The 25,489-nt window shown below is 70.3% G+C and carries 2 pseudogenes (1 of these 2 running past the window's edge); both read left to right on the forward strand.

Annotated features, from left to right (window positions below):
- Positions 1 to 17,220 (forward strand): annotated as a pseudogene (locus tag QEG98_RS41955) (non-ribosomal peptide synthase/polyketide synthase).
- Positions 17,213 to 25,489, forward strand: a pseudogene (locus tag QEG98_RS41960) (amino acid adenylation domain-containing protein); it runs 4,865 nt beyond the window's last position. The pseudogenes QEG98_RS41955 and QEG98_RS41960 overlap by 8 nt, the downstream one beginning before the upstream one ends.

Genomic DNA, 25,489 nt, shown 5'->3' on the forward strand with positions numbered 1-25,489 from the left:
ATGCTGCGCGTTCCCCCCCAGCGAAGGTCTCCGGCTTTTCCACAGCTCCACCCCTTGGAACCTCTCACCATGCGCTCCCACCCGGCCGCGACACTGCTGGAGCTCCTCGAAACGCAGACCCAGTCCCTGGGTGAACGGCCGCTGTACACGTTCCTGGAGGATGGCGGGGATGACGCGGTCCTGAGCTACGCCGGGTTGGATTTGCGAGCCCGGCGCATTGGCGCGGCACTCCAGGCCCTGGCGCGAGCGGGTGAGCGGGCGGTGCTCCTCTATCCACCGGGCCTGGAGTACGTCGCGGGTTTCTTCGGCTGCTTGTATGCCGGGTTGGTCGCCGTCCCAGCCTATCCGCCGGACCCGATGCGGCTGGAGAGGACGTTGCCTCGGCTGCGCGCCATCATCCGGGATGCGCGCGCGAGCGTCGTGCTCACCACCTCCTTCATCCAGGAGATGGGGGAGGGGCTCTTCGAAGGCGCCCCCGAACTCGCCGCGCTCCGCTGGGTGGCTACCGACGCGCTGCCCGAGGGGACCGAGGCGGGGTGGCGCCGTCCGGAGCCTTCGTGGGACACGTTGGCCTTCCTTCAATACACGTCCGGCTCCACGGGGGATCCGAAGGGCGTGCAGCTCAGCCACGGGAACCTGCTGCACAACCTGGGGCTGATCTCCCACGCGTTCCAAGTCCGCTCGGACAGCGTGGGCGTCATCTGGCTGCCGCCGTACCACGACATGGGCCTGATTGGCGGTATCCTCCAGCCGCTCTACGCGGGCTTCCCGGTGGCGCTGATGTCGCCGCTCGCGTTCCTTCGCCGCCCACGGTTCTGGTTGGAGTCACTGTCCCGCTTCGGTGGCACCATCAGCGGCGGCCCATGCTTCGCCTTCGACCTGTGCGTGAGGAAGGTGCCTCCCGCGGAGCGTGAAGGGTTGGACCTGCGTCGTTGGGAGCTGGCCTTCTGTGGGGCCGAGCCCATCCGCCCGGAGGTCATGACCCGCTTCTCGGAATCCTTCGCTCCCGTGGGCTTCCAGCGCGAGGCGCTCTATCCCTGCTATGGGCTCGCGGAAGGCACGCTGATCGCCTCGGGTGGGCGCAAGGGCGAAGGTGTCCTCACGCGGACGTGGGACGCCCAGGCGTTGGAGCGGAACGAGGCGCTGGCGGTCGAGGACGGCCCTGGGGCGCGCCCGCTGGTGGGGTGCGGTCAGACGCTGCCTGAGCAGACGCTGCTCGTGGTGGACCCGGAGACGCGTCGCGCTTGCCCGCCCGAGCGGGTGGGGAGATCTGGGTCTCCGGTCCCAGCGTGGCCCACGGCTACTGGGAGCGGCCCGAGGAGAGCGAGGCTGCGTTCGGGGCGCGATTGGCGGATTCGGACAGCGGCCCCCGGTTCCTGCGGACGGGAGACCTGGGCCTGCTGAAGGACGGCGAGCTGTTCGTCGTGGGCCGGCGCAAGGACCTCATCATCCTCCGCGGGCGCAACCTGCATCCGCAGGACCTGGAGCTGACGCTGGAGCGCAGCCATTCGGCGCTGCGGCCCGGTTGTGGCGCGGCGTTCTCCATCGACGTGGGCGGTGAGGAGCGGCTCGCGGTGATGTACGAGGTGGACTCGCGCAAGCCGTGGACCGCCGAGGACGTGGTGGGCGCCGTCCGCCGGGGGCTGGCGGAGACGCACGAGGTCCAGCTCCACACGCTCGTCCTCATCGAGCCCGGCACGCTGCCGAAGACGTCCAGCGGGAAGATTCAGCGGCGTGCTTGCCGGGCCGAATGGCTCGCGGGGACGGCTCGGGCGCTGCTGACCTGGAGCGAGTCGGAAGCAGACGCGCCCCAGGCTGTGGCGCCCGCGCCTGACATCACCGCGTCCGAGCCGCTCACCGTGAAGGCATTGGAGGCGTGGTTGCTGGCGCGGATCGCCGCGCGGCTTCGCGTCCGTCCGGAGGAGTTGGCGACGGATGTGCCCATCACGTCCTTCGGTCTGGACTCACTGGGCGCCGTGGAGCTGGCGAACGACGTCGAGGCCCTGGACGTGGTCCTTCGCATGGAGGTCCTGCTTCAAGGGCCGACGGTGGGGGCACTCGCGCGGACCCTCTTCGCGGCGCGTGGGAAGTCCGCTGGCGCCGAGCTGACGCGGGGCGAGGAGGGGCGCCCGCGCCGCTCTCCTCCGCGCAGCAGCGACTGTGGCTGTTCGAGCAACTGGCGCAGGGACGCGCCGCGTATCACCTGCCGGCGGCGGTAAGGCTCACCGGTGCGCTGGATGAGGTGGCGCTGGAGCAGGCCTTTGCTGCAATCGTTCAGCGCCACGCGGCGCTCCGGGCGACGTTCCGCGACGAAGATGGCACGCCGTCGCAGGTGACCTCGTCGGTGCCGGTGTCATCACTTCGCCGGGTGGACCTCCGCGACGTCCCGGTGGATGCCCGCGAGGAGGCCGTGCTTCGTCTGGCCGAAGAGGAAGCGCGGGCGCCGTTCGACCTCGAGCGCGGTCCGCTGCTCCGGGCCACGCTGTTTCAATTGGACGCACACGAGCACCTGCTGGTCGTGGTGATGCACCACATCGCCTCGGATGGTGCTTCGTTCGCCATCCTGGCCCGGGAGCTGAGCGCGCTGTACGCGGGTGATGCTGCGCTGCCGCCGTTGGCCTTCCAGTACCCCGACTTCGCGCGCTGGCGCCGCGAGGTCGAGGCGGACGGGGCCCTGGCCACGTCGCTTGACTGGTGGAAGGCGCGGCTGGCGGGTGTGCCCGCTGCGCTGGAGCTGCCCGCGGACCGCTCTCGACCGCCCATGCCGTCCTATCGCGGTGGCCGCGTGGCAGTGCGGCTCCCGGAGGCGCTGACGGCTCGGTTGGAGGCGTTGGGCCGGAGCGAAGGCGCCACGTTGTTCATGACGTTGCTGGCGGCCTTCGAGGTGCTGCTCGCGCGTCATTCGGGGCAGGCGGACTTCTGCGTCGGAACGGCCGTCAATGGGCGTGAGCGGGCGGGGCTCGAAGGGTTGATGGGATGCTTCCTCGACCTGGTCGTCCTGTGCGCGTCCGTGTCCGGCTCATCACGTTTCCGCGACCTGTTGGGACAGACGCGGGAAGGCGTGCTGGCGGCCTTTGCCCACCGGGGCGTTCCTTTCGAGCGGCTGGTCGACGCCGTCCAACCCACGAGGGACCCCTCACGCGCTCCCTTGTTCCAGGTGCTGTTCGTGCTCCAGCCGGAGCCCGGCGTGGCACTGGCGCTGCCCGGCCTGGAGTCTCGTCGCGTGGAGGTGGACCCGGGGGCCACGCCCTACGATTTGACGCTGTCGCTGGCCCGAGGGCCGGAGGGACTGGAAGGGTGGCTCGAGTACGCCACGGACCTGTTTGATGCGGGCACCGCCGCGCGACTGGTGGCGCGGCTGGGCGTGCTTCTGGAGTCCATTGTCGCGGACCCTGACCAGCGCCTCGCCATTCTCCCGCTGTTACCTGAGGCAGAGCAGCGGCAGGTGCTGGTCGACTGGAATGACACGCGGGCGGAGTTCCCGGAGACGTGCATCCATGCGCTCGTGGAGTCGCAGGCACAGCGAACGCCGGCTGCCGTTGCCGTGGTGTGTGGCGACGGGGTCCTCACGTACCGTGAGCTGAACCAACGAGCCAACGCTGTGGCATGGCGGCTGCGCGAGCAGGGCGTTGGACCTGAATGCATCGTGGGCCTCTTCGCCGACCGCTCCGCGGACCTGGTTGTGGGCCTGCTGGGCATCTTCAAGGCGGGCGGTGCGTACCTGCCGCTGGACCCGTCGTACCCCGAGGCTCGGCTCGCGCTGATGCTGGAGGACTCTGGCGCCTCGGTGGTGCTCGCGCACCGGCATCTGGCAGGCGCACTTCCGGTCGGCGATAGAACCGTGGTTCCGCTGGATGTGGCTGGCGAGGCGGACGCCGCGCCACTGGGAGCAGTGAGGCCCGACAACCTGGCCTATGTCCTCTACACCTCGGGCTCCACCGGCAAGCCCAAGGGCGTGCTGATTCCACACCGCAACGTCGTCAGCTTCTTCACGGGCATGGACGCGCGCGTAGGGACCGAACCGGGGACGTGGCTCGCGGTGACGAGCGTCTCCTTCGACATCTCCGTGTTGGAGTTGCTCTGGACGCTGGCGCGCGGCTTCAAGGTCGCCGTGCAGGGCGAGCAGGGGGCCTTGGGGGCAGCACCGCGCCGGGTGACGCGGTCGCGCCAGAAGCCTCTGGGCTTCAGCCTCTTCTACTTCGCGGCGGACGAGGGGGCTCCAGGCGCGGAGCGTTACCGGCTGTTGCTCGAGGGCGCGCGGTTCGCGGACCGCCATGGCTTCCAGGCGGTGTGGACGCCGGAGCGCCACCTTCATGCGTTTGGTGGGCTCTATCCCAATCCGTCCGTGACGAGCGCGGCCATCGCCGCCATCACCGAGCGCGTGGCCATCCGCGCCGGCAGCCTCGTGCTGCCTCTGCACCACCCCGTGCGCGTGGCCGAGGAATGGTCGCTCGTCGACAACCTGTCGAAAGGCCGCGTCGGCATCTCCGTGGCGCCGGGCTGGCACGCGGATGACTTCGTCCTCGCGCCAGAGCGGTATGCGGAGCGCCGGGAAGTGGCGCGGCGGGACCTGGACACGTTGCGGCGGCTCTGGCGCGGTGAGTCGCTGTCGTTCCCCAATGGCGCGGGGACGCCCATCGATGTCCGCATCCGTCCGAGCCCCGTGCAGCGCGAGCTCCCTGTGTGGCTGACCGCCGCTGGCAATCCGGATACCTTCCGCGAAGCGGGCCGGCTGGGCGCGGGCGTCCTGACGCACCTCTTGGGACAGCGGTGGGAGGAGCTGGAATCACGCATCGCGCTCTACCGCGAGGCCTGGCGCGAGGCGGGCCACGAGGGTGAGGGGCATGTGACGCTGATGCTCCACACGTTCGTGGGGCACGACGTGGAGCGCGTGCGCGAGACGGTCGAAGCGCCGCTGCGGCGCTACCTGAGCAACTCCGCGGACCTGATGCGCGGGTTGGGCCGGACGCTGGGCGTGGACCTGGATCCTGCATCGGTGCGTCCAGAGGACCTGGACGCGCTCGTGGGACGGGCCTTCGGGCGCTTCTTCGACGGGGCGGGACTCTTCGGGACGCCGCGCACCTGCCGGGAGCAGGTGGCGCGCATCGAGGCGCTGGGCGTGGATGAGGTCGCGTGTCTCATCGACTTCGGTGTGGATACGGATGCCGTGCTCGCCAGCCTTCCGGGGCTGGATGCCGTGCGGCAGCGCTGCGAGCGGGACTTCCGGCTTCAGTCGCAGGAAGAAATCACCGTGCCCGCGCAGCTTCGGCGGCACGGAGTCACGCATCTGCAATGCACGCCGTCCCTGGCCCAGGCGCTGCTCTTGGAGCCCGGTGCGGCCGGGGCGCTCGCGGGGTTGGAGCGCCTGCTCGTCGGCGGTGAGGCGCTGTCCGCGGAGTTGGCGGAACGCTTGCGGGGCACCGTGGGCGGAGCGCTGCTCAACATGTACGGCCCCACGGAGACCACCATCTGGTCCTCGTCGCACGCCGTGGATGGTTCGCCGGGACCGGTGCCTATGGGGATGCCCATCGCCAACACGTCGCTGTACGTGCTGGATGCGGAGCTGCGGCCCTTGCCCGTGGGTGTGCCCGGTGAGCTCTACATCGGTGGCATGGGGGTCGCTCGGGGCTATCACGCGCGGCCGGAGCTGACCGCCGAGCGATTCCTCCCGGACCCGGCGTCCTCCAACGCGGGGGCCCGGATGTATCGAACGGGCGACCGGGCTCGGTGGCGCGCGGATGGAACGGTGGAGTTCCTGGGCCGGGTGGACTACCAGCTCAAGGTCCGTGGCTTCCGGGTGGAGCCTGGCGAAATCGAGTCCGTGCTGGCGCGGCACTCCGACGTGGCGCAGGCCGTGGTCGTGGCGCGGGAGGAGCCTGCTGGAGGCGCGCGCCTCGTCGCGTACGTCGTCGCCCGGCCGGGTACGGCGCTTTCGGTGGAGGCGCTGCTGGCCTTCTCCCGGCGCTCCCTGCCGGAGCACATGGTGCCTTCGGCGTTCGTGCCACTCGATGCGCTCCCGCTGACGCCCAACGCGAAGGTGGACCGGAAGGCGTTGCCCGCGCCGGAGGGCGTCCGTGACATCGCTCGGGAGTACGTGGCGCCTCGGACGGACACTGAACGCCGTTTGGCCGAGCTGTGGGCCTCGCTGCTGGGCGTGGAGCGGGTAGGCGCGGAGGACGACTTCTTCGCGCTGGGCGGGCACTCGCTGCTGGCCACGCGCGCTGCTTCCCGGATTCGTGAGGCGTTCGGGGTGGACCTGCCCCTGCGGGAGCTGTTCGAGTCGTCGTCGCCCGCGGCCTTGGGTGCGCGCATCGATGCTCGCCTCCTGGGGGCGTCCAGGGTGCCTCCGTTGGTGGCCCGGACTCATGAAGGGGCGCTGCCGCTGTCCTTCGCGCAGCAACGGATCTGGTTCCTGGAGCAGCTCGAGCCCAGCGGCGCCGCGTACAACGATGCGGTGGCTGTCCGTGTGGAGGGGGCGCTCGATGTGGCGTTGCTGGAGCGCTCGCTGAGAGAGGTGGTCCGGCGGCACGAAGTCCTCCGCGCCACCTTCCACGATGACGGAGGCACGCCTTCCTGGCGCATCCATCCCGAGGCGCGGCTTGCGCTGGACCGGGTGGACCTGACCTCGCTGTCGGGGGCTGCTCAGGCGGAGGCCCTATCGTCGCGATTGGCGGAGGAGTCGCTGCGGGCGTTCGACCTCGGCGCGGGACCGCCGCTTCGAGCCTCGCTGCTCCAGGTGAGCGCGCGTGAGCACGTGCTCTTGTTGGTGCTGCACCACCTGGTGACGGATGGCGCGTCCATGGGCGTGCTCGTGCTCGAGGCGGCGGCGCTCTATCGGGCCTTCTCCCAGGGGCAGGTTTCGCCGTTGTTGCCGCTCCCGCTCCAGTACGTGGACTACGCGGCGTGGCAGCGCGACTGGCTTCGCGGCGAGGCGTTGGAGGCGCAACTCGCGTACTGGCGGACCCGGTTGGGAGGGGCACCTCGGGCGCTGGACCTGCCCACGGACCGGCCTCGACCGGCCGTGCGCAGCAGTCATGGCGTGAGCCGAAGCGTGCTCCTGGGCTCGGAGTTGTCGCGTACGCTGAAAACGTTGGCCCAGCGCGAGGGCGCCACGCCCTTCATGGTGCTGCTGGCGGGCTTCTCCGCGCTGCTGTCCCGTCATGGCGGGCAGGATGACCTGTGCGTGGGAACGCCGGTGGAGGGCCGTGACCGGACCGAGCTGGAAGGGCTCATCGGCTGTTTCGTCAACACATTGGTCCTGCGCATGTCGCTGGCGGGCGCGCCGTCCTTCCGGGAGTTGATTGGCCGCGCGCGGGAGACCGTGCTGGGGGCCTTCGCGCACCAGGACGCACCCTTCGAGGAGCTGGTGAAGGCGCTCCAGCCCGAGCGCGACCTGGGCCGCAGCCCGCTGTTCCAGGCCATGCTCGTGATGCAGGAGGACCCGCTGCCGGAGTTGGTGATTCCGGGGCTGCGGCTGAACGTCCAGCCGCAGCCGAGTCTCACGGCGAAGTTCGACCTGCGACTCATCATCACGGACACGGCGGACGGCTTCTCCGCGAACCTGGAGCTGAGCACCGACCTGTTCGAGCCGGATACCGCAACGCGCCTGTTGGAGCACCTGTGCGTCCTGTTGGAGGCGGGCGTCCGTGAGCCGGAACAGCAGGTGCACGCGCTTCCCCTGATGACCTCGGCGGAGCGGCACCGGGTCCTGGTGGCGTGGAATGACACGGACCGCCCTCGGCCGGGAGTGAGCGCCCTGCATCGGCTCGTCGAAGCGCAGGTGGACCGCACACCGGATGTGGTGGCGCTGAGCTTCGAGAGCGACACCCTCACGTATCGGGAGCTGGACCGGCGCGCGAATCAGCTCGCGCGCTACCTGCGGACCCGAGGCGTGGGGCCGGACACGCGGGTCGCGCTGTGCGTGGAGCGTTCGCTGGAGATGGTGGTGGGGCTCCTCGGCGTGCTCAAGGCGGGGGCGCCTACGTGCCGCTCGACCCGGAGTATCCCCGCGAGCGACTGGAGTACATGCTCGCGGATGCCGCGGCGCCGGTGCTGCTGACGCAGGCTCGGTTGTCGGAACGCCTGCCTCGGGGCGGCGCCACCGTGGTGTGTCTGGACTCGGAGTGGGACGCGGTGGCGCGCGAGCGCGAGGAGCGTCTCGACGTGACCGTGGAAGGGAGCGGGCTGGCGTACGTCATTTACACCTCGGGCTCCACGGGCAGGCCCAAGGGGGCGATGAACACGCACGCCGCCATCTGCAATCGGCTCTTGTGGATGCAGGAAGCCTACGGGCTGGATGCGAGCGACCGCGTCCTCCAGAAGACGCCGTTCAGCTTCGACGTCTCCGTGTGGGAGTTCTTCTGGCCGCTGCTGGCGGGCGCGCGGTTGGTGATGGCGCGGCCTGGCGGGCACCGGGAGCCCGCGTACCTGACGGACACCATCGCTCGCGAGCGCATCACCACGTTGCACTTCGTGCCGTCCATGCTCCGGCCCTTCCTGGAGGAGACGGAGCTGGCGGTGTCCTGCGCCAGCCTGAGAAGGGTGTTCTGCAGTGGCGAGGCGCTGCCTCCCGAGCTGAGGGATCGCTACTTCTCGTGCCTGCTCGCCGAGCTTCACAACCTCTACGGCCCGACGGAGGCCGCGGTGGACGTGACGGCGTGGGCCTGCTCACGTGAGGACCGTGGGCATGTCGTGCCCATCGGGCGCCCCATCGCCAACGCGCGGATGTACGTGCTGGACGCGCGGCTGCGTCCCGTGCCGGCGGGTGTGCCGGGTGAGCTGTACATCGGTGGTGCACCGCTGGCGCGCGGCTACTGGCAGCGGCCGGACCTGACCGCTGAGCGATTCCTCCCGGACGCCTTCGCGGCGCAGCCGGGGGCGCGGATGTACCGGACGGGCGATCAGGCCCGCTTCCTGGCGAATGGCGCCATCGAGTACCTGGGCCGCCTGGATGACCAGGTGAAGCTGCGGGGCTTCCGCATCGAACTGGGAGAGATTGAAGCCGTGCTGTCCCAGCACCCCGGCGTGCGTGCGGCGGCGGTGGCGATTCGAGAGGACGTCCCGGGAGACCGGCGCCTCGTGGCGTATGTGGTCGCGTCTTCGGGGGACGTGGCATCGGAGCTTCGGGCCTTCCTCGGTGAGCGACTGCCGGAGCACATGGTGCCGTCGGCCTTCGTCACGTTGGACGCGCTCCCGTTGTCGCCCAGTGGGAAGCTCGACCGTCGTGGCCTCCCCGCACCGGTGCGGGCAGTGCAGGGGCGTGGTGCGGCCCACGTCGAGCCGCGTAACTCGCTGGAACTCGAGCTCGCGCAAATCTGGGCGGGCGTTCTGGGCGTCGAGCGGGTAGGCGCCGAGGACCGCTTCTTCGAGCTGGGCGGTGACTCCATCCTCGCGCTTCAGGTGATTGCGCGGGCGCGGCAGGTGGGCATCCACCTCACCGCGCGCCAGCTCTTCCAGCATCCGACGGTGGCAGGGCTGGCCCAGGTGGCGACGAGCCGTCGTCACGTGGGAGATCAGGGTCCGGTTGTCGGGCCCGTGCCGCTGACGCCCATTCAGCGGTGGTTCGTCGAGCGCGAGCTTCCCGAAGCGCATCACTTCAACCAGGCGTTGATGCTGGAGCCCCGTGAGCGCCTGGGGGCGGACGTGCTGGCCCGTGCACTGCGGGCCCTCGTGGACCATCACGATGCGCTGCGGCTGCGGCTGTCGCGGAGTGAGACGGGGTGGGCGCAGTCGTGCGCGGAGCCAGCGTGTGACGTGCCACTGCGTCTCGTGGACCTGTCCGGGTTGGATGCAACCGCGCGGGCCGTGGCGATGGAGCGCACCGCTACGGAGGAGCAGGCGGGGTTGGACCTGAACGCGGGGTGCCTCCTGCGCGCGGTGTTGTTCGACCCGGGGCCAAGTCGGACGGGACGGCTGCTGCTGGTCATCCACCACCTCGCGGCGGACGGTGTCTCCTGGCGCGTGTTGTTGGAGGACCTGGCGACGGCGCTTCGGCAGCTTGCCCGCGGCGAGCCGGTGGTGCTTCCCGCGAAGACGACGTCGTTCCAGGCCTGGGCACGACGGTTGGAGGCGCATGCCGCCTCGGGAGCGCTTGCGGAGGAGGGGGCCTACTGGCGGGACGTGCTGAGCGCGGATGTGGCCGCGCTTCCTCGGGATGTGCCGGGTGGGGTGAACTCGCAGGGCTCGGAGCGCGTCGTCACGGTGGCGCTGGATGCCGACGTGACGCACTCGCTGCTTCGTGCATCGGCGGCGATATCACAGCCGGGCGTTGAAGACGTGCTCCTCACGGGGGTTGCGAGCGCGCTGGCCCGATGGAGTGGCGAGCGTCGACTGCGCATCGACCTGGAGGGCCACGGGCGCGACGAGCTGTTCGACGACGTCGACCTCTCACGCACGGTAGGGTGGTTCACCGCGTTGTTCCCTGTGCGTCTGGAGTTGCCGGAGGGGTTGGCGTCCGCTTCCGTGCTCGCGTCGGTTCGCGCGGCACGCGAGCACCGGAAGGGCAGAGGCATTGGATATGGCTTGCTGCGCTACCTCCGTCATGCAGCCGGCGCCTCGTCTGAGGTCCTCTTCAACTATCTGGGGCAGCTCGACTCGGGGGCTCGGGACTCGGCGCTGTTCACGCTGGCGCCCGAATCCACGGGGGCCTCGCAGGGAACGCGTGGGCTCCGGAGCCATGTGTTGGAGGTGGTGGCTCGCGTCGTGGGCGGACGCCTGGAGTTGGCCTGGCATTACAGCGAGGCGCTGCATTCGCGCGCGTGCATCGAAGCCGTGGCGCGTCACTGTGTCGAAACGTTGGTGGAACTCGCGGGCGCGACGGAGGAGCGTCATGCGCTCTCACCCCTCCAGCATGGGTTGTTGTTCCAGGTGCTGCTGGAGCCCGGCACCGGCGCGTACTTCGAGCAGCGGAGCTGGACGCTCGCCGGTCCGCTGAACGCCGGAGCACTCCGGCGGGCATGGGAGGCGGTGTCCGAACGGCATTCCTCACTGCGCACCTCGTTCCTCTGGGAGGGGTTGGAGGACCCTGTCCAAGTGGTCCATGCACGCGCGACCCCCGTGTGGACTGAGCTCGACTGGCGCGGGCGCTCCTCGGAGGAGCAAACCCAATCCCTGGCCGCGTTCCTGCGTGAGGACCGGGCGCAGGGCTTTGTCCTGTCGCGGGCGCCGCTGATGCGGCTGGCGCTGATTCGACTGGAGGACCATGCCTGGCGGTTCGTCTGGAGCTTCCATCACCTGCTGCTGGATGGGTGGAGCCTGGCGCGTGTTCTTGGGGAGGTGCTCGATGCTTACGCGGCGATTGTCGCGGGGGCAGATTGGCGCCCGCCCGCCGCAATGGATTTCCGCGCCTACGTCGAATGGCTGGGGCGCCGCCGACCTGAGCAGGACGAAGCCTTCTGGCGGGAGCAGTTCGAGGGCATCGAAGCGCCGACGCCATTGCCTGCGGAAGGAGGCTCCACCGCGGCGCATGACACGGGTGAGCACGCGCTGGAGCTGGGCGAGGCCGATACCGCTGCGCTCCAGGCGTTCGCACGCCGCCATGGGCTCACGCCGAGCACCCTGGTCCACGGCGCGTGGGCGTTGCTGTTGTCCCGCTATGGGGGTGGGCAGGACGTCATGTTCGGGACGACGCTCGCGGGCCGTCCGCCGGAGCTGTCAGGCGTCGAGGAAGCCGTTGGGTTGTTCATCCACTCGCTCCCGGTTCGCGCCCGTATCCAGCATGGCGCCGGGTTGCTGCCCTGGCTGAGCGAGCTTCAGTCCCTGCTGGTGGAGCTGGGACACCGGGAGCACGTCCCGCTCACCCGGCTTCAGGGGTGGAGCGACATTCCCCGCGGCACGCCGCTGTTCGAGAGTCTCCTCGTGTTCGAGAACTACCCGGTGGATGCGGCGCTCGCGCGCGGTGCGGCCGGGTTGGAGCTGCGGGACTTCGCGGCCTTCGAGCGCACGCACTATCCGCTGACCGCCGTGGTGGTTCCGGGCCGCTCCATGCGGCTGAAGCTGCTGTACCGGCAGGAGCGAATCTCAAAGGCCGCCGCCGAGCAGTTGCTGACGCACTGGCGCGGTCTGCTTCAGGCGATGTGGCGTCGTCCTGAGCAGCGACTGGGCGACGTGTCCCTGCTGTCGGAGGCCGAGCGGCGCCGCGTGCTGGTGGAGTGGAACGCCACCGCGACTCCGTACCCCCGCGAAGCCACGGTGCACTCGCTGTTCGAGTCCCAGGCCGCGCGGACGCCAGAGGCCGTGGCGGTGCGGTATAGCGGCACGACGCTGACGTATGCGGAGCTGAACGCGCGGGCGAACCAGGTGGCGCGCCGGCTGGGGGCCCTGGGCGTCCGACGAGGGACTCACGTGGGCCTCTGCGTGGAGCGCTCCGCCGAGCTGGTCGTTGGGATGCTGGGCATCCTCAAGGCGGGGGCGGCCTACGTGCCCCTGGATCCGGCGTACCCGCGCGAGCGGCTCGCATGGATGATCGCGGATGCGGGGGCACCAATACTGCTGACGCAGGAGCGGCTGCGGGGGGCGGTGCCTTCGGAGGGCGTGAGTGTCCTCACGGTGGAGGAGGCCTCGGCCCAAGGGGACGTCGCGGAAACGGCGGCGCTTGGAGCCGGAGTCGGCGCAGCGGATGCCGCCTACGTCATCTACACCTCCGGCTCCACGGGTACTCCCAAGGGCGTCTGCGTTTCCCATCAGGCCGTGGTCCGGCTGGTGGTGGAGACGGACTTCATCCGCGTGGTGCCCGAGGATCGCGTGGCGCAGGCATCCAACGCTTCGTTCGACGCGGCCACGTTCGAAATCTGGGGTGCGCTCCTCAACGGTGCCCGAGTGGTTGGCGTGGAGCGGGAGACCGCGCTCTCTCCGCGTGCCTTCGCGTCCTGGCTACGGGAGGAGGGCATTCGCGTCCTCTTCCTCACGACGGCTTGGTTCAACCAGGTGGCCGCGGAAGTGCCGGACGCCTTCAGCGGGTTGCGACAGCTTCACTTCGGAGGAGAGGCCGTGGACCCGAGGCCGGTCCGCCGGGTCCTTCGCGAAGGTGCTCCCGAGCGGCTGCTGCACGTCTATGGCCCCACGGAGAACACCACCTTCTCCACGTGGCACCTCGTCACGGATGTGCCCGAGGGCGCCGTATCGATTCCCATCGGGAAGCCGCTGGCGAACACGGTTCAGTACGTGCTCGACGAGGACATGGCGCCGGTGCCGCCAGGAGGTGTGGGGGAGCTGTGGCTTGGTGGCGACGGACTCGCCTGGGGCTATCTGGGACAACCCGCGCTGACGGCGGAGCGCTTCGTTCCGAACCCGTTCAGCGAGCGCCCCGGGACGCGGCTCTATCGGACAGGTGACCGGGTCCGTCTATTGGCGGATGGGGCGGTGACCTTCGAGGGCCGCGTGGACGCGCAGGTGAAGGTGCGAGGCTTCCGCGTGGAGCCGGGCGAGGTCGAGGCCATGCTGCTTCGTCACCCGGACGTCCGGCAAGCCGTGGTGTTGGCGCGAGAGGATGAAGCAGGGGGCTCGCGGCGCCTGGTGGCCTACGTCGTACCGACCGCGGAGGCCGCCGCGACTCCCGCGCCTTCGCTCCTGCGGACCTTCCTCGCCGCGCACTTGCCGGCGTACATGGTGCCTGCCGCCTTCATGGTGCTGGGGCGCCTGCCCCTGACGCCAAACGGCAAGGTGGACCGGCGTGCGCTGCCCGCGCCCACCGTCGAATCGGAGGTCATCGCACCGAGAGGCCCCGAGGAGGAGTTGCTCGCGCGACTCTTTTGCGAACTGCTCGGCGTCTCTCGGGTTGGAGCGTCCGACAGCTTCTTCGATTTGGGTGGACACTCCCTGCTGGCCACTCGGGTCGTCACGCGGATTCACGCCACCTTTGGCGTCGCCTTGTCGCTGCGGGAGCTCTTCGACGACCCGACCGTGGCGAGGCTGGCCGAGCGCATCCGCGAGGCCCGACAGTCCTCTGGCACGGCGCGCCCGCCACCCATCGTCCCCGTGTCCAGGGACAACCCCTTGCCACTGTCCGCGATGCAGGAGCGCTTGTGGCTGCTGGAGCAGCTCCAGCCGGGCACGGCCCTCTACAACGTCCCCTGGGCCGCATGGCTCTCCGGGCCGCTGGACGTGCCTGCCTTGGAGCGGGCACTGGCGGGGCTGTTCCTGCGTCACGAAGCCCTGAGGACCACCTTCTCCAGCAACGCGGGAGAGCCCGTCCAAGTCATCCATCCGACCGGCAACGTGGCGCTTCTCGTGGTCGACCTTGGGGGGCTTCCGGAGGAGGCACGTGCAGCACAGGCCGTGCTCGCCGCGTCGGAAGACGCTCGCCGCCCGTTCGACCTGGTGAATGGACCGCTGTGCCGGGCATTGCTGATTCGCACGGCTGATGATTCGCACCTGCTGGTCCTCACGCTGCACCACATTGTCTCGGACGGGTGGTCACTGGGCGTCGCCGTGCGGGAGCTGTCGGCGCTCTACGCCGCGGAGCTGGAGGGCCGGCCTTCCTCGCTGCCAGTGCCCACCATCCAGCCTGCGGACCATGCGGTGTGGCAGCGCCAGTGGCTGCAGGGAGAGGCGCTCGCGGCGCAGGTTGGATACTGGAGAAGGCAGCTCGCCGGAGCGCCGCCCGTCCTGGAGCTTCCCAAGGACTTCCCCCGGCCGAGCTTGCAGCGCTTCCGGGGCGACACGCTGGCGGTGCGTTTCCCCGCCGAGCTGTCGGAGGCGTTCCGTGCGCTCTGCATTCGCGAAGGCGTCACGCCCTTCATGGGCCTGCTGGCTGCCTTCCAGCTCCTGCTGTCGCGGGTGTCGGGCCAGGAGGACGTGTGTGTGGGAGCGCCCATCGCGGGTCGGCAGCAGCCTGGGCTGGAGAACCTGATTGGCTTCTTCGTCAACACGCTGGTGCTCCGCGCACGTCTGCCGCGCTCGAGCTCCTTCCGTGAGTTCCTGTGGCAGGTGCGGGAGACGACGTTGGACGCGTACGCCCACCAGGACGTTCCGTTCGAGAAGCTGGTGGAGGCGCTGCAACCACCTCGAAGCTTGAGCCACGCGCCCCTGGTGCAGGTGGTGCTCGCGCTCCACGAAGCCACGCGCCAGGACGTCGCGCCGGAAGGGCTGGCTCTGCGCCCAGTGGAGCTGGCCTCGGGGACAGCGAAGTTCGACCTCACGTTGTCCCTGACGGACGCGGCAGAGGGGTTCACCGGAACCTTGGAGTTCGACGCGGACCTCTTCACGCGGGAGACGGCCGCGCGGCTGATGAAGGGGCTCCGGGTGTTGCTGGAGAGCGCGGTGGCGGATGCGGGCCAACGCCTGGGCGAGCTGCCGATGATGGACACGGCGGATCGTCAGCGCCTGCTCGTGGAGTGGAACGACACCGCGGTGGAGTACCCCCGAGAGGCGTGCCTGTCGGAGCTCTTCGAGGCGCAGGCGGCGCGCTCGCCGGAGGCAGTCGCAGTGGTGTGCGAGGAGGCTCGGCTCACCTACGCGGAGCTGGACCGGCGGGCGAACCAGCTTGCGTGGTACCTGCGCACGCGTGGCGTGGGACCGGGAACACCGGTGGGGCTGTGCGTGCAGCGTTCGTTCGACCTGGTGGTGGGGATGCTCGGCATCCTCAAGGCTGGTGGCGCCTACGTGCCGTTGGACCCCACGTACCCCCGCGAGCGCCTGGCCTTCATGGTGGAGGACACGCGCCTGCCCGTGGTGCTGGCGCAGCAGGCGGTGGTGGCCTTGCTGCCTTCGGGCAGTGCGGACGTGGTGCTCCTGGATTCGGCCTGGGATGAAATCGCGCGTGAGCCCACGGTTTCTCCTCGCGTGACGGTGCCGGCGGGGTCGTTGGCGTACGTCATGTACACGTCGGGCTCCACAGGGCGGCCCAAGGGCGTCTGCGTGCCGCAGCGCGCGGTGGCTCGGCTGGTGCTGGGCTCCCGATTCGCGCGGTGGGGCGCGGACGAGGTCTTCCTCCAACTGGCGCCCATCTGCTTCGACGCCGCCACCTTCGAGCTGTGGGGCGCGCTGCTGCACGGCGCGAAGCTGGTCCTCTTCCCAGCGCAGCCTCCCACGGTGGACACGCTCAAGGACGTGCTGGCGCGTCACGGTGTCACCACGTTGTGGCTCACGGCCGCGCTCTTCGAGGCGCTCTCCGCCGCGAGGCCGGACGCCCTGGATGGCGTGCGGCAGCTCCTGGCGGGCGGCGACGTGCTCCCGCCGGCAGCGGTGCGGGAGCGGCTTGGGCGCGGCGGCATCCTGGTCAACGGGTATGGGCCCACCGAGGGCACCACCTTCACCTGCTGCCATGTAATGGAGGGCGCCGTCGCGCCAGGGGCCATTCCCATTGGCAGGCCCATCGCCAACACGCGGGTGTACGTGGTGGACGCGGAGTTGCGCCCCGTGCCGGTGGGCGTACCGGGTGAGCTGCTCATCGGTGGAGACGGCCTGGCCTGGGGTTATCAGGGACGGCCGGAGCTGACGGCGGAGCGCTTCGTGCCGGACCCCTTCGGCTCGGAGGCGGGCGGGCGGCTGTACCGGACGGGCGACAGCGTGCGCTACCGCGAGGACGGCACGCTGGAGTTCCTCGAGCGGTTGGACGGTCAGGTGAAGGTGCGTGGCTACCGGGTGGAGCCAGGCGAGGTGGAGGAGGCGTTGCGCCTGCACCCGTCGGTGGCCGAGGCGGTGGTGGTGGCGCGGCCCGACCCCGCGGGAGGCAAGCGGCTGGTGGCCTACGCGGTGCCTCGGGCAGGGGAGACGTTGGACCCCCGTGGCCTTCGCGGCTTCCTGGCGGAGTCGCTGCCCGAGTTCATGGTGCCTTCCACGCTGGTCCCGCTGACGGTGCTGCCGCTCACGCCGGTGGGCAAGCTGGACCGGAGCGCGCTGCCGGAGCCGGAGGTTTCACGCCCAGCAGGGAGTGCCTTCGTGGAGCCCACCACCGCACTCGAGCGTCAGGTAGCGGCGCTCTGGGCGAAGGTGCTCGGTGTGGAGCGGGTCGGTGTGGAGGACCACTTCTTCGCGGACCTGGGCGGAAGCTCCATGTCCGTGGTCAAGGCGTGCGCATTGCTGCGCGACGAGCTGAAGCGCGACGTTCCGGCGACGCGCTTCTTTGAACATCCCACGGTCCGCGCGTTCGTCATGTCCCTGGAGCGGGACGGCGAGACGGCGGCAGACACCCAGGACAATGAGGCCCACGTGGATCGCGCCCAGCAGCGGCGTCAGGCGATCCGCCGGCAGGGTCGGCGAGGGAATCACGGCAATGGCTGAGCTTGATGACATGCAGGGTGAGGACTCCAGCAGCGACATCGCGGTCATCGGCATGGCGGGGCGCTTCCCGGGTGCTCGCAACCTGGGTGACTTCTGGAACAACGTCCGTGGAGGCGTGGAGTCCATCTCGTTCTTCTCCGAGGACGAGTTGGAGCGCTCGCCGCTCATCCCCGAGGACCTGTGGCGGCACCCGCGCTTCATCCGCGCGGGGGGCATCCTCGAAGGCGCGGACGGCTTCGACCACGGCTTCTTCGACATCCCGCTGCGTGAGGCGCAGTGGATGGACCCGCAGCAGCGCGTGTTCCTCCAGTGCGCCTGGGCGGCGCTCGAGGACGCGGCGTATGACCCGTCTCGTTACAAGGGGCGCATCTCGCTCTACGCGGGCGCCGGTTCGTCCGGCCACCTGCTGAACCTGCTGAGCGAGGCACGGAAGGACGCGGGCGCGGGCCTGGAATTGGCCACCGCGGGTCCGGAGAGCCTGGCGATGAAGGCGTCCTTCAAGCTCCAGCTCCGGGGCGAGAGCGTCGCCGTCTACACCGCGTGCTCCACCGGCCTGGTCGCCATCCACATGGCCTGCCAGAGCCTGCTGACGCGGCAGTCGGACATCGCGCTCGCGGGCGCCGTGCGCATCGCCAGTCCGCAGCGCACGGGCTACCTGCACCAGGATGGGCTCATCTTCTCGCCGGACGGCCACTGCCGCGCCTTCGACCACCGCGCGGGTGGCACCGTGGCGGGCAACGGCGCGGGCGTGGTGGTGCTCAAGCTGCTGTCGGACGCGCTGCGGGACGGTGACCATGTCCACGCGGTCATCAAGGGCTCGGCCGTCAACAACGACGGTCAACAGAAGGTCGGTTACACAGCGCCGAGCATCGAGGGCCAGACGGAGGTCGTCGCGGACGCGTTGGCCTATGCGGGCCTGGGCGGTGACGACATCAGCTACGTGGAGGCACACGGTACGGGCACGTCGCTGGGCGACCCCATTGAAATCGCCGCGCTGACGCGGGCGTTCCGGAAGACGACGGAGCGTTCGGGCTTCTGCGCCATCGGTTCGCTCAAGACGAACCTGGGGCACCTGGACGCGGCGGCCGGCGTGGCGGGGTTCATCAAGGTGGTGCTGTCGCTTCAGCACGGCGAGCTGCCGCCGAGCCTCCACTTCGAGCGCGCCAACCCGGAGATTGACTTCGAGCGCAGCCCGTTCTTCGTCAACGCCACGCTCAAGGCGTGGCCACGGGAGAATGGGCCGCGCCGTGCGGGTGTGAGCTCCTTCGGCATCGGTGGCACCAACGCCCACGTCGTGCTGGAGGAGGCGCCCCCGGAGGCGGAGAAGGCGCGCGGCCACCGTCCGTTGCACGTGGTGACGTTGTCCGCTCGGACGCCTTCCGCCCTGGAGGTGATGGCGCGCGAGCTGGCGACGCACGTGGAGTCCGCGCCGGGACTGGCGCTGGAAGACGTGGCCTTTACCCGGAACGTGGGCCGCCGTTCCTTCGAGCATCGCCGCGCGGTGGTGGCGGCGGATGGCGCCGAACTGGCGGAGCGGCTGCGCAAGCCCGCGGCGGTGGAGGCGGGGCGGAATCGCCGCGTGGCCTTCCTGTTCCCGGGGCAGGGGGCACAGGCGGTGGGCATGGGCCGCGAGCTGCACGCGGTGGAGCCGGGCTTCCGGAAGGACGTGGACGCGGCGCTCGCACGGTTGGAGCCCTCGCTTTCCGCCGAGGTGCGCGCGCTCCTGTTGCCCGCGCAGGGACAGGAGGCCGTCGCGGCCCAGAAGCTGGCGGACCCTCGCGTCGCGCTGCCCGCGCTCTTCATCGTCGAGCACGCGCTGGCCCGACTCTGGATGTCCTGGGGCGTCCGGCCGCATGCGGTGCTGGGCCACAGCTTTGGTGAGTACGCCGCGGCCTGCGTGGCGGGTGTATTGTCGCCGGAGGGCGGCTTGCGGCTCGCGGTGGTGCGTGGCGCGCTCATGGCGCGGATGCCCGCCGGCGCGATGCTCGCGGTGGGGTTGGAGGAGGCGGAGGTCCTTCCGTTGCTCGGCGAGGGACTCTCGCTGGCGGCTGTCAACGGCGAGGGCCGGTGTGTCGTCTCGGGCCCGGTGCAAGTCATTGAAGCGTTGCAGGCCACGCTGTCGAGCCGCGGCGTGGGCATGGTGCGGTTGCCGTCGGCCCATGCCTTCCATTCCAGCGCCGTGGAGCCGCTGATGGTGGACCTGGCGCGGGCGGTGTCCTCGCTGCGCCTCCAGGCGCCGGCGCTACCGTATGTGTCCAGCCTCACGGGCACGTGGATTCGTCCGGAAGAGGCCACCGACCCCACGTACTGGGCTCAGCAGATGCGGCAGCCGGTGCGCTTCGCCGCGGGCCTGGAGACGCTTTTCGCGGATGGGTGCAGTGTCCTGCTGGAGGTGGGACCCGGGACGGACCTGACGTCGCTGGCGCGGGGACGGGCGCGCAAGGAGCGGCAGCTCGTCGTGGCGCCTTCGCTGCGCCGTCGTCCCACGGAGAGCGATGCCCGTGGGCTGTTGCAATCCCTGGGAGACCTCTGGGCGGCCGGGGCGGACGTCGCCTGGGAGAAGTTCCATGGCGCGGAGCCTCGCCGCCGCGTGTCGTTGCCCACGTATCCGTTCGAGGAGAAGTCCTGCCGTCTGGAGTCGTCGGGCGCGCCGCTCGTGTTGCCCACGGCCTCCGGGCCGGTGGCAGGGGCCGCGCTGGCTGGCACCGGCTCCGTGCTTCCCCTCGCCACCCCTGGCGCATCGGCTCCCGTCACCGTGGGGGAGATCCAGCAGCGCGTCATGGAGATCTGGCGCGAGCGTCTGGGCGCAGTGGAGGTCGGCCCGGATGACGACTTCCTGGAGCTTGGCGGCAACTCACTGATGGCGGCGCAGATGCTGACCCGTCTGCGTGAGGCGTTCTCCGTACAGCTCCCGCTGAGCGCGCTGTTCGAGGCCCCCACCGTGGCGGGCATCTCCGCGCGCATCGAGGCGATGCTCCAGGCGGCGGGCCCTCTGGATGGCAGGGCGGCATCCGAGGTGATGTTCCGCATCGACCGCGCGGGTGAACTGCCGCTGTCCGTGGTGCAGGAACGCGTCTGGCGGATGGAGCAGCTCGACCCGGGCAACCCGTCCCTCAACATGCCCCTGGCGGTGCGCATCTCAGGCGCGCTGGATGTCCCGGTCCTGGAGCGGAGCATCAACGAAGTCATCCGCCGGCATGAGATGCTCCGCGCGACGTACCGCGTGGACGACGGGCGTGTGCGCCAGCGGTTCTCCACCGAGGTCCGCATCCAGGTGCCCGTGGTGGACCTGCGTTCCCATGGGGGTGACCGGGAGGCGGAGGCGCTGCGGCTGGCATTGGACGAGGCGGTGCGGCCGTTCTCCCTGGAGCACGGGCCCATCGTCCGCGCCAGTCTGCTGCGACTGGCGGAGACGGAGCACCTGATGTTGCTCACGGTGCATCACATCGCCTCGGACACGCTGTCCATGGTGGCTTTCTTTCGTGAGGCCGCGGCGAACTATCAGGCGTTCCTCGCGGGGCAGCCCGCTCCGCTGCCGGAGCTGGCGGTGCAGTACGTGGACGCGGCGGCCTGGGAGCGCCGCTCGCTCGCGGGTGGAACGCTGGCGGCCCAGGAGGCGTACTGGCGCGAGGTGCTGGCGGACCTGCCTCCGTCGTTGGAGCTGGCGGCGGACCGGCCGCGAGGGGCCGACCTGCGGCTGCGCGGCGCCCGCTTCCCGGTGGCCTTCTCGCGTGAGCTCAGCGCGGCGTTGATGGGCTTCAGCCAGCGCGAGGGGTGACACCCTTCATGACGCTGCTGGCGGCCCTGGTGGCGGTGCTCGCCCGGTACTCGGGGCGCGAGGACATCGTGGTGGGGACGCCGGTGGGCAACCGCGCCCGTGGCGAGCTGGAGCCCTCATCGGCTTCGTGGCCCATGCGATGGCGCTGCGCACCGACCTGTCGGGTGACCCGTCGTTCCGCGAGCTGGTGGCGCGTGCTCGTGAGACGACGGTCGGCGCGTCCAGTCACCAGGACGTCCCCTTCGAGCACCTGCTGCCGTTGGTGGCCTCCGGCAGGGACCCGGCACGCTCGCGGCTGTGTGACGCGGCGCTGGTGCTGCACGCGCACGTCACCACGGCGCCGCCCTCCGTGGCGGGCCTGGACATGCAGTTGGTGGAGGTGCCGGGAACGCCCGCGCAGTTCGGTGCCACGCTCGGTGAGCTGACGCTGCTGCTGAACGAGAGCGAGAGCGGCGGCTTCCACGGTTTCATCGAGTACGCCACCGACCTCTACGACGAGCCGCGCATCGCGCGCCTGTCGGCCCACCTCCAGACGTTGCTGAGGGCGGCCCTCGCGAACCCGGACCTTCGCGTGTCACGGATGCCGCTGGCGGCACCGGAGGAACGGAGCGCTGTCGCGCGGGGGCCTGCGTCCTCGGTGCAGCGCCTCCAGGCCGAGGGCCTCGCGGTTTCCAGCATGCCGCCCGTCGGTGGGACGTCGAGCATCGAGCATCAGGACCTCGAGGATGCGGCTGTGCAGGCTCGATTCGCGTCGTGGGTGAAGCGGACGCCGGACGCTGTGGCCATCAGCATGGGTGATCGCCGCCTGTCGTGGCAGGAGTTGTCGGCAAGGGCCCGAGGTCTCGCGGCCCGGTTGAAGCAGGAGGGCGTGGGCAGGGACGTGCCGGTGGCGGTGCGCGTCACGCCATCCGTGGAATCGGTCATCGCGCTTTGGGGCGTGTTGGAGGCGGGAGGCGCGTGCCTCCCCGTGTCGGCCGGTGAGGTCGCGGAGCTGGCGTCCCTGCTGCCCGCGCAAGGACCTCGATTGTTGCTGGTTCCTCGGACGGAGGACGTGCCGTCGTTGCCGAAGGGAATCCGCGCCGTCGCGGTGGACTCCGTCGATTCGAGCGCGGATGCGATGGAGCCCGTGCCCGGGGAGCGGCTGGCCTTCATCGTTCCGGCGCCCGAAGCGCTGGGAGGACACGGCCGGGTCATGCTGAGCCACCGCAACGTGGCGCACGTGTTGGCCTCACTGGATGCCCGGACGGGCGCGGGCGAGGGGGGCGTGTGGTTGGCGGTGGGTGGACCTTCGGCTGACCCGTCGGGACTGGACCTGCTGTGGGCACTGGCGCGTGGGATGCGCGTCGTCCTTCCACCCGAGCAGCTCGCCGCGCGCTTCGCTGTCCTGGGCCGGAATCCGGACACCCGGCGGCCTCTCGACTTCAGTCTTTCGTACTTCGCCAACGATGAGGACTCGCTGGGTGAGGAGAAGTACGAACTGCTCCTCGAAGGCGCGAAGTTCGCGGACGCACATGGCTTTTCCGCGGTCTGGACGCCGGAGCGGCGCTTCCACTCCTTCGGTGGATTGTATCCACAGCCTTCGGTGGTCGGCGGCGCGCTGGCGATGCTCACGCGGCGCGTGCAGATTCGCGCGGGCAGCGTGGTGTTGCCGCTCCATGACCCCATCGAAGTCGCCGAGCAGTGGTCCGTGGTGGACAACCTGTCCCGTGGGCGCGTGGGGCTTTCATTCGCCACGGGGTGGCACGCGAACGACTTCTCGCTCTCACCGGGGACCTTCGACCGGCGGCGCGAGGTGCTCATCGAGCGCCTGGAGGAAGTGCGGCGGCTGTGGCGCGGCGGCACGGTGCTGCGGCGCAACGGCGCGGGCAACGAAGTGGAGCTGGCGCTGCGCCCCAAGCCGAAGCAGGCGGAGCTGCCGGTCTGGCTGACGTCCACGGGCAACCCGGAGACGTTCCGGAAGGCTGGTGAGGTGGGGGCGGGCATCCTCACCAACGTGCTGGGACTGGGCTCCAACCTGGACGAGCTGGCGACGAAGGTGGCGCTGTACCGCGAGACGTACCGCAAGGCGGGACACGGCTCAGGCCAGGGGCACGTCACGTTGATGCTCCACACCTTCCTTGGCCAGGACCTGGACGAGGTGCGCGAGGCCGTGCGCGAGCCGCTGCTGCGGTACTTCCGCAGCTCGGTGGACGTGTTCGCCAACCTGGTGGCCAGCCAGGGCCTTCAGGTGGACGTGCGCGGCCTCACGCCAGAGGACGTGGAGGTGATGCTCGCCCAGGGGGTGGAGCACTACATCAAGGAAGGTGGCCTCTTCGGCTCGGTGGAGGACTGCGTGCGCGTAGTGGAGCGCGTGCGCGCCCTGGACGTGGACGAGATTGCCTGCCTCGTCGACTTCGGCGTGGCGCTGGAGCCGATGATGTCCAGCCTCCGCTTGCTGGACGTGGTGCGTCAGCGCAGCCAGGTGCAGGCCCTGCCCGCGGATGCGGTGCTGGCCGAAGGCGATGCTGGATTCGGCGCACTGCTGTCGCTGGTGCAAGATGAGGGCGTCACCACGCTGCGCTGCGCGCCGTCGCAGGCGCGTGCCCTGGCGGAGCTTCCTGGCGCCGAGGCGGCGCTGGGGAGCGTTCGTCTCTGGGTGCTCGGGGGCGATCCGGAGGGCGTCACCAGCTCGGCGCGGCACGTGGCGGTGGCGTCCTCCTTGGTGGGCGCGGCGTGGCCGTCTCCCGCTTCGGCACCCGTGTACGTGCGGGATGCGTCCGGCGAGCCGGTGCCGGTTGGCGTGGTGGGAGAGCTGGCCCTGGGCGGCGCGGCGGTTCCGCTGGGCTTCTGGAATGACCCGGAGGCCACGCGGGCGCGCTTCATCTCCGTCCCCGGTTCGGATGAGCGCTTCTTTGTGACGGGCCACCGAGCCCGTTTCCGCGTTGCCGGCGAAGTGGAATGCGTGGCCCCCGCGCGTGCGACAAAGGCGCGGCGTCCTACCTCGCAGCCAGCCCGTGGCACCGTGGTCACCAGGCCCCCCACGCAGCAGACAGTGAGCGCGGAGGTTTCCTCGGCGACGGCCACACCCGTGGTGCGCGTGGGGCGGGACAAGCCGCTGCCGCTGTCCTTCCCGCAGCAGCGCATCTGGTACCTCCATCAGTTGGACCCGGCGGGCATCGCGTACAACAACACCGTCACCCTGCGTCTCGATGGCGCGGTGGACGAAGCCCTCTTGGAGGCCGCGCTGAACGCGCTGGTCCGCCGGCATGAAGTCCTGCGCACAACCTTCGCGCTCGAAGACGGCGGTGCGTACCAGGTGATCGCCGACGCCATGCCCCTGGTGCTGGAGCGGCTGGAGGCCCGAGGAAGCACGCTGGAGGCGCGGGAGGAGGACGCGCTGAAGCAGGCCCTGACCGAGGCGCGCAAGCCCTTCGACTTGATGCACGGTCCGGTGATGCGAGCCGTGCTGATTCGCATCAGCGAGGCCGTGTCCGTGCTGCACCTCACGCTGCACCACATCGCCTCGGACGGCTGGTCTGGAGGGGTGCTCTTCCGCGAGCTGGTGGCGGGCTACGAAGCGCTCGCGGCGGGCCAGCCGTCGCCGCTGCCGGAGCTCCCGATTCAGTACGCGGACTACGCTGTGTGGCAGCGCGGCTGGCTGGAGGGGCCGGGCATGGAGGCCCAGCTCGCGTACTGGAAGAAGCAGCTCGCGGGCGCGCAGGTGTTGGAGCTGCCAACGGACCGTCCCCGTCCCGCGCGCTGGACGGGCCGGGGGGGCCGTCTCCAGGTCTCCGTGGACAAGCCCGTGATGGACGCGGTGTGGGCCGTGGGCCGGCGCGAGGGAGCCACGCCCTTCATGGTGCTGACGGCGGCGTTCCAGACGCTGCTGCACCGGTACTCCGGGCAGGACGACATCATCGTCGGCACGTCCGCTGCGGGCCGCAACCGTCCGGAGTTGGAGGGGCTCATCGGCTGCTTCCTGAACACGCTCGCCATCCGAGCCAACCTGTCGGGAGCCCCCACCTTCGTGGAGCTGCTGCGCCGGGTGAAGGTGGCGTCGATTGGCGCGTATGCCCATCAGGAGATTCCGTTCGAGCGGCTGGTGGACGAACTGCGCGTGCCGAGAGATCCGAGCCGCATGCCGCTGGTCCAGGCGATGCTCACGTTCCACAACACGCCGCCCGTCGAGGTCCGAACGCCAGGGCTGGGCGTGAAGATGGTGGAGCTGGACATCGGTGCCACCAAGGTGGACCTGTCACTGGAGTTGCGTGAGACGCCGCGGGGCCTCACGGGCGCCTTGGAGTACCCGGCGGATCTGTTCGACCGGTCCACGGTGGCGTTGCTGTGGGAGCGCTTCGTCCGGCTGCTCCAGGGCATCGCCGCGAATCCGTCGCAGCGCGTGTCGGAGTTGCCGCTGCTGTCCGACGCGGAGCGCCAGCGGATGCTGGTGGAGTGGAACGACACCCGCGAGCCCTTCGCGGCGGACGCGACGCTGCATGGCTTGTTCGAGGC

The sequence above is a fragment of the Myxococcus sp. MxC21-1 genome (assembly GCF_032612255.1).
Lineage (GTDB): Bacteria > Myxococcota > Myxococcia > Myxococcales > Myxococcaceae > Myxococcus > Myxococcus virescens.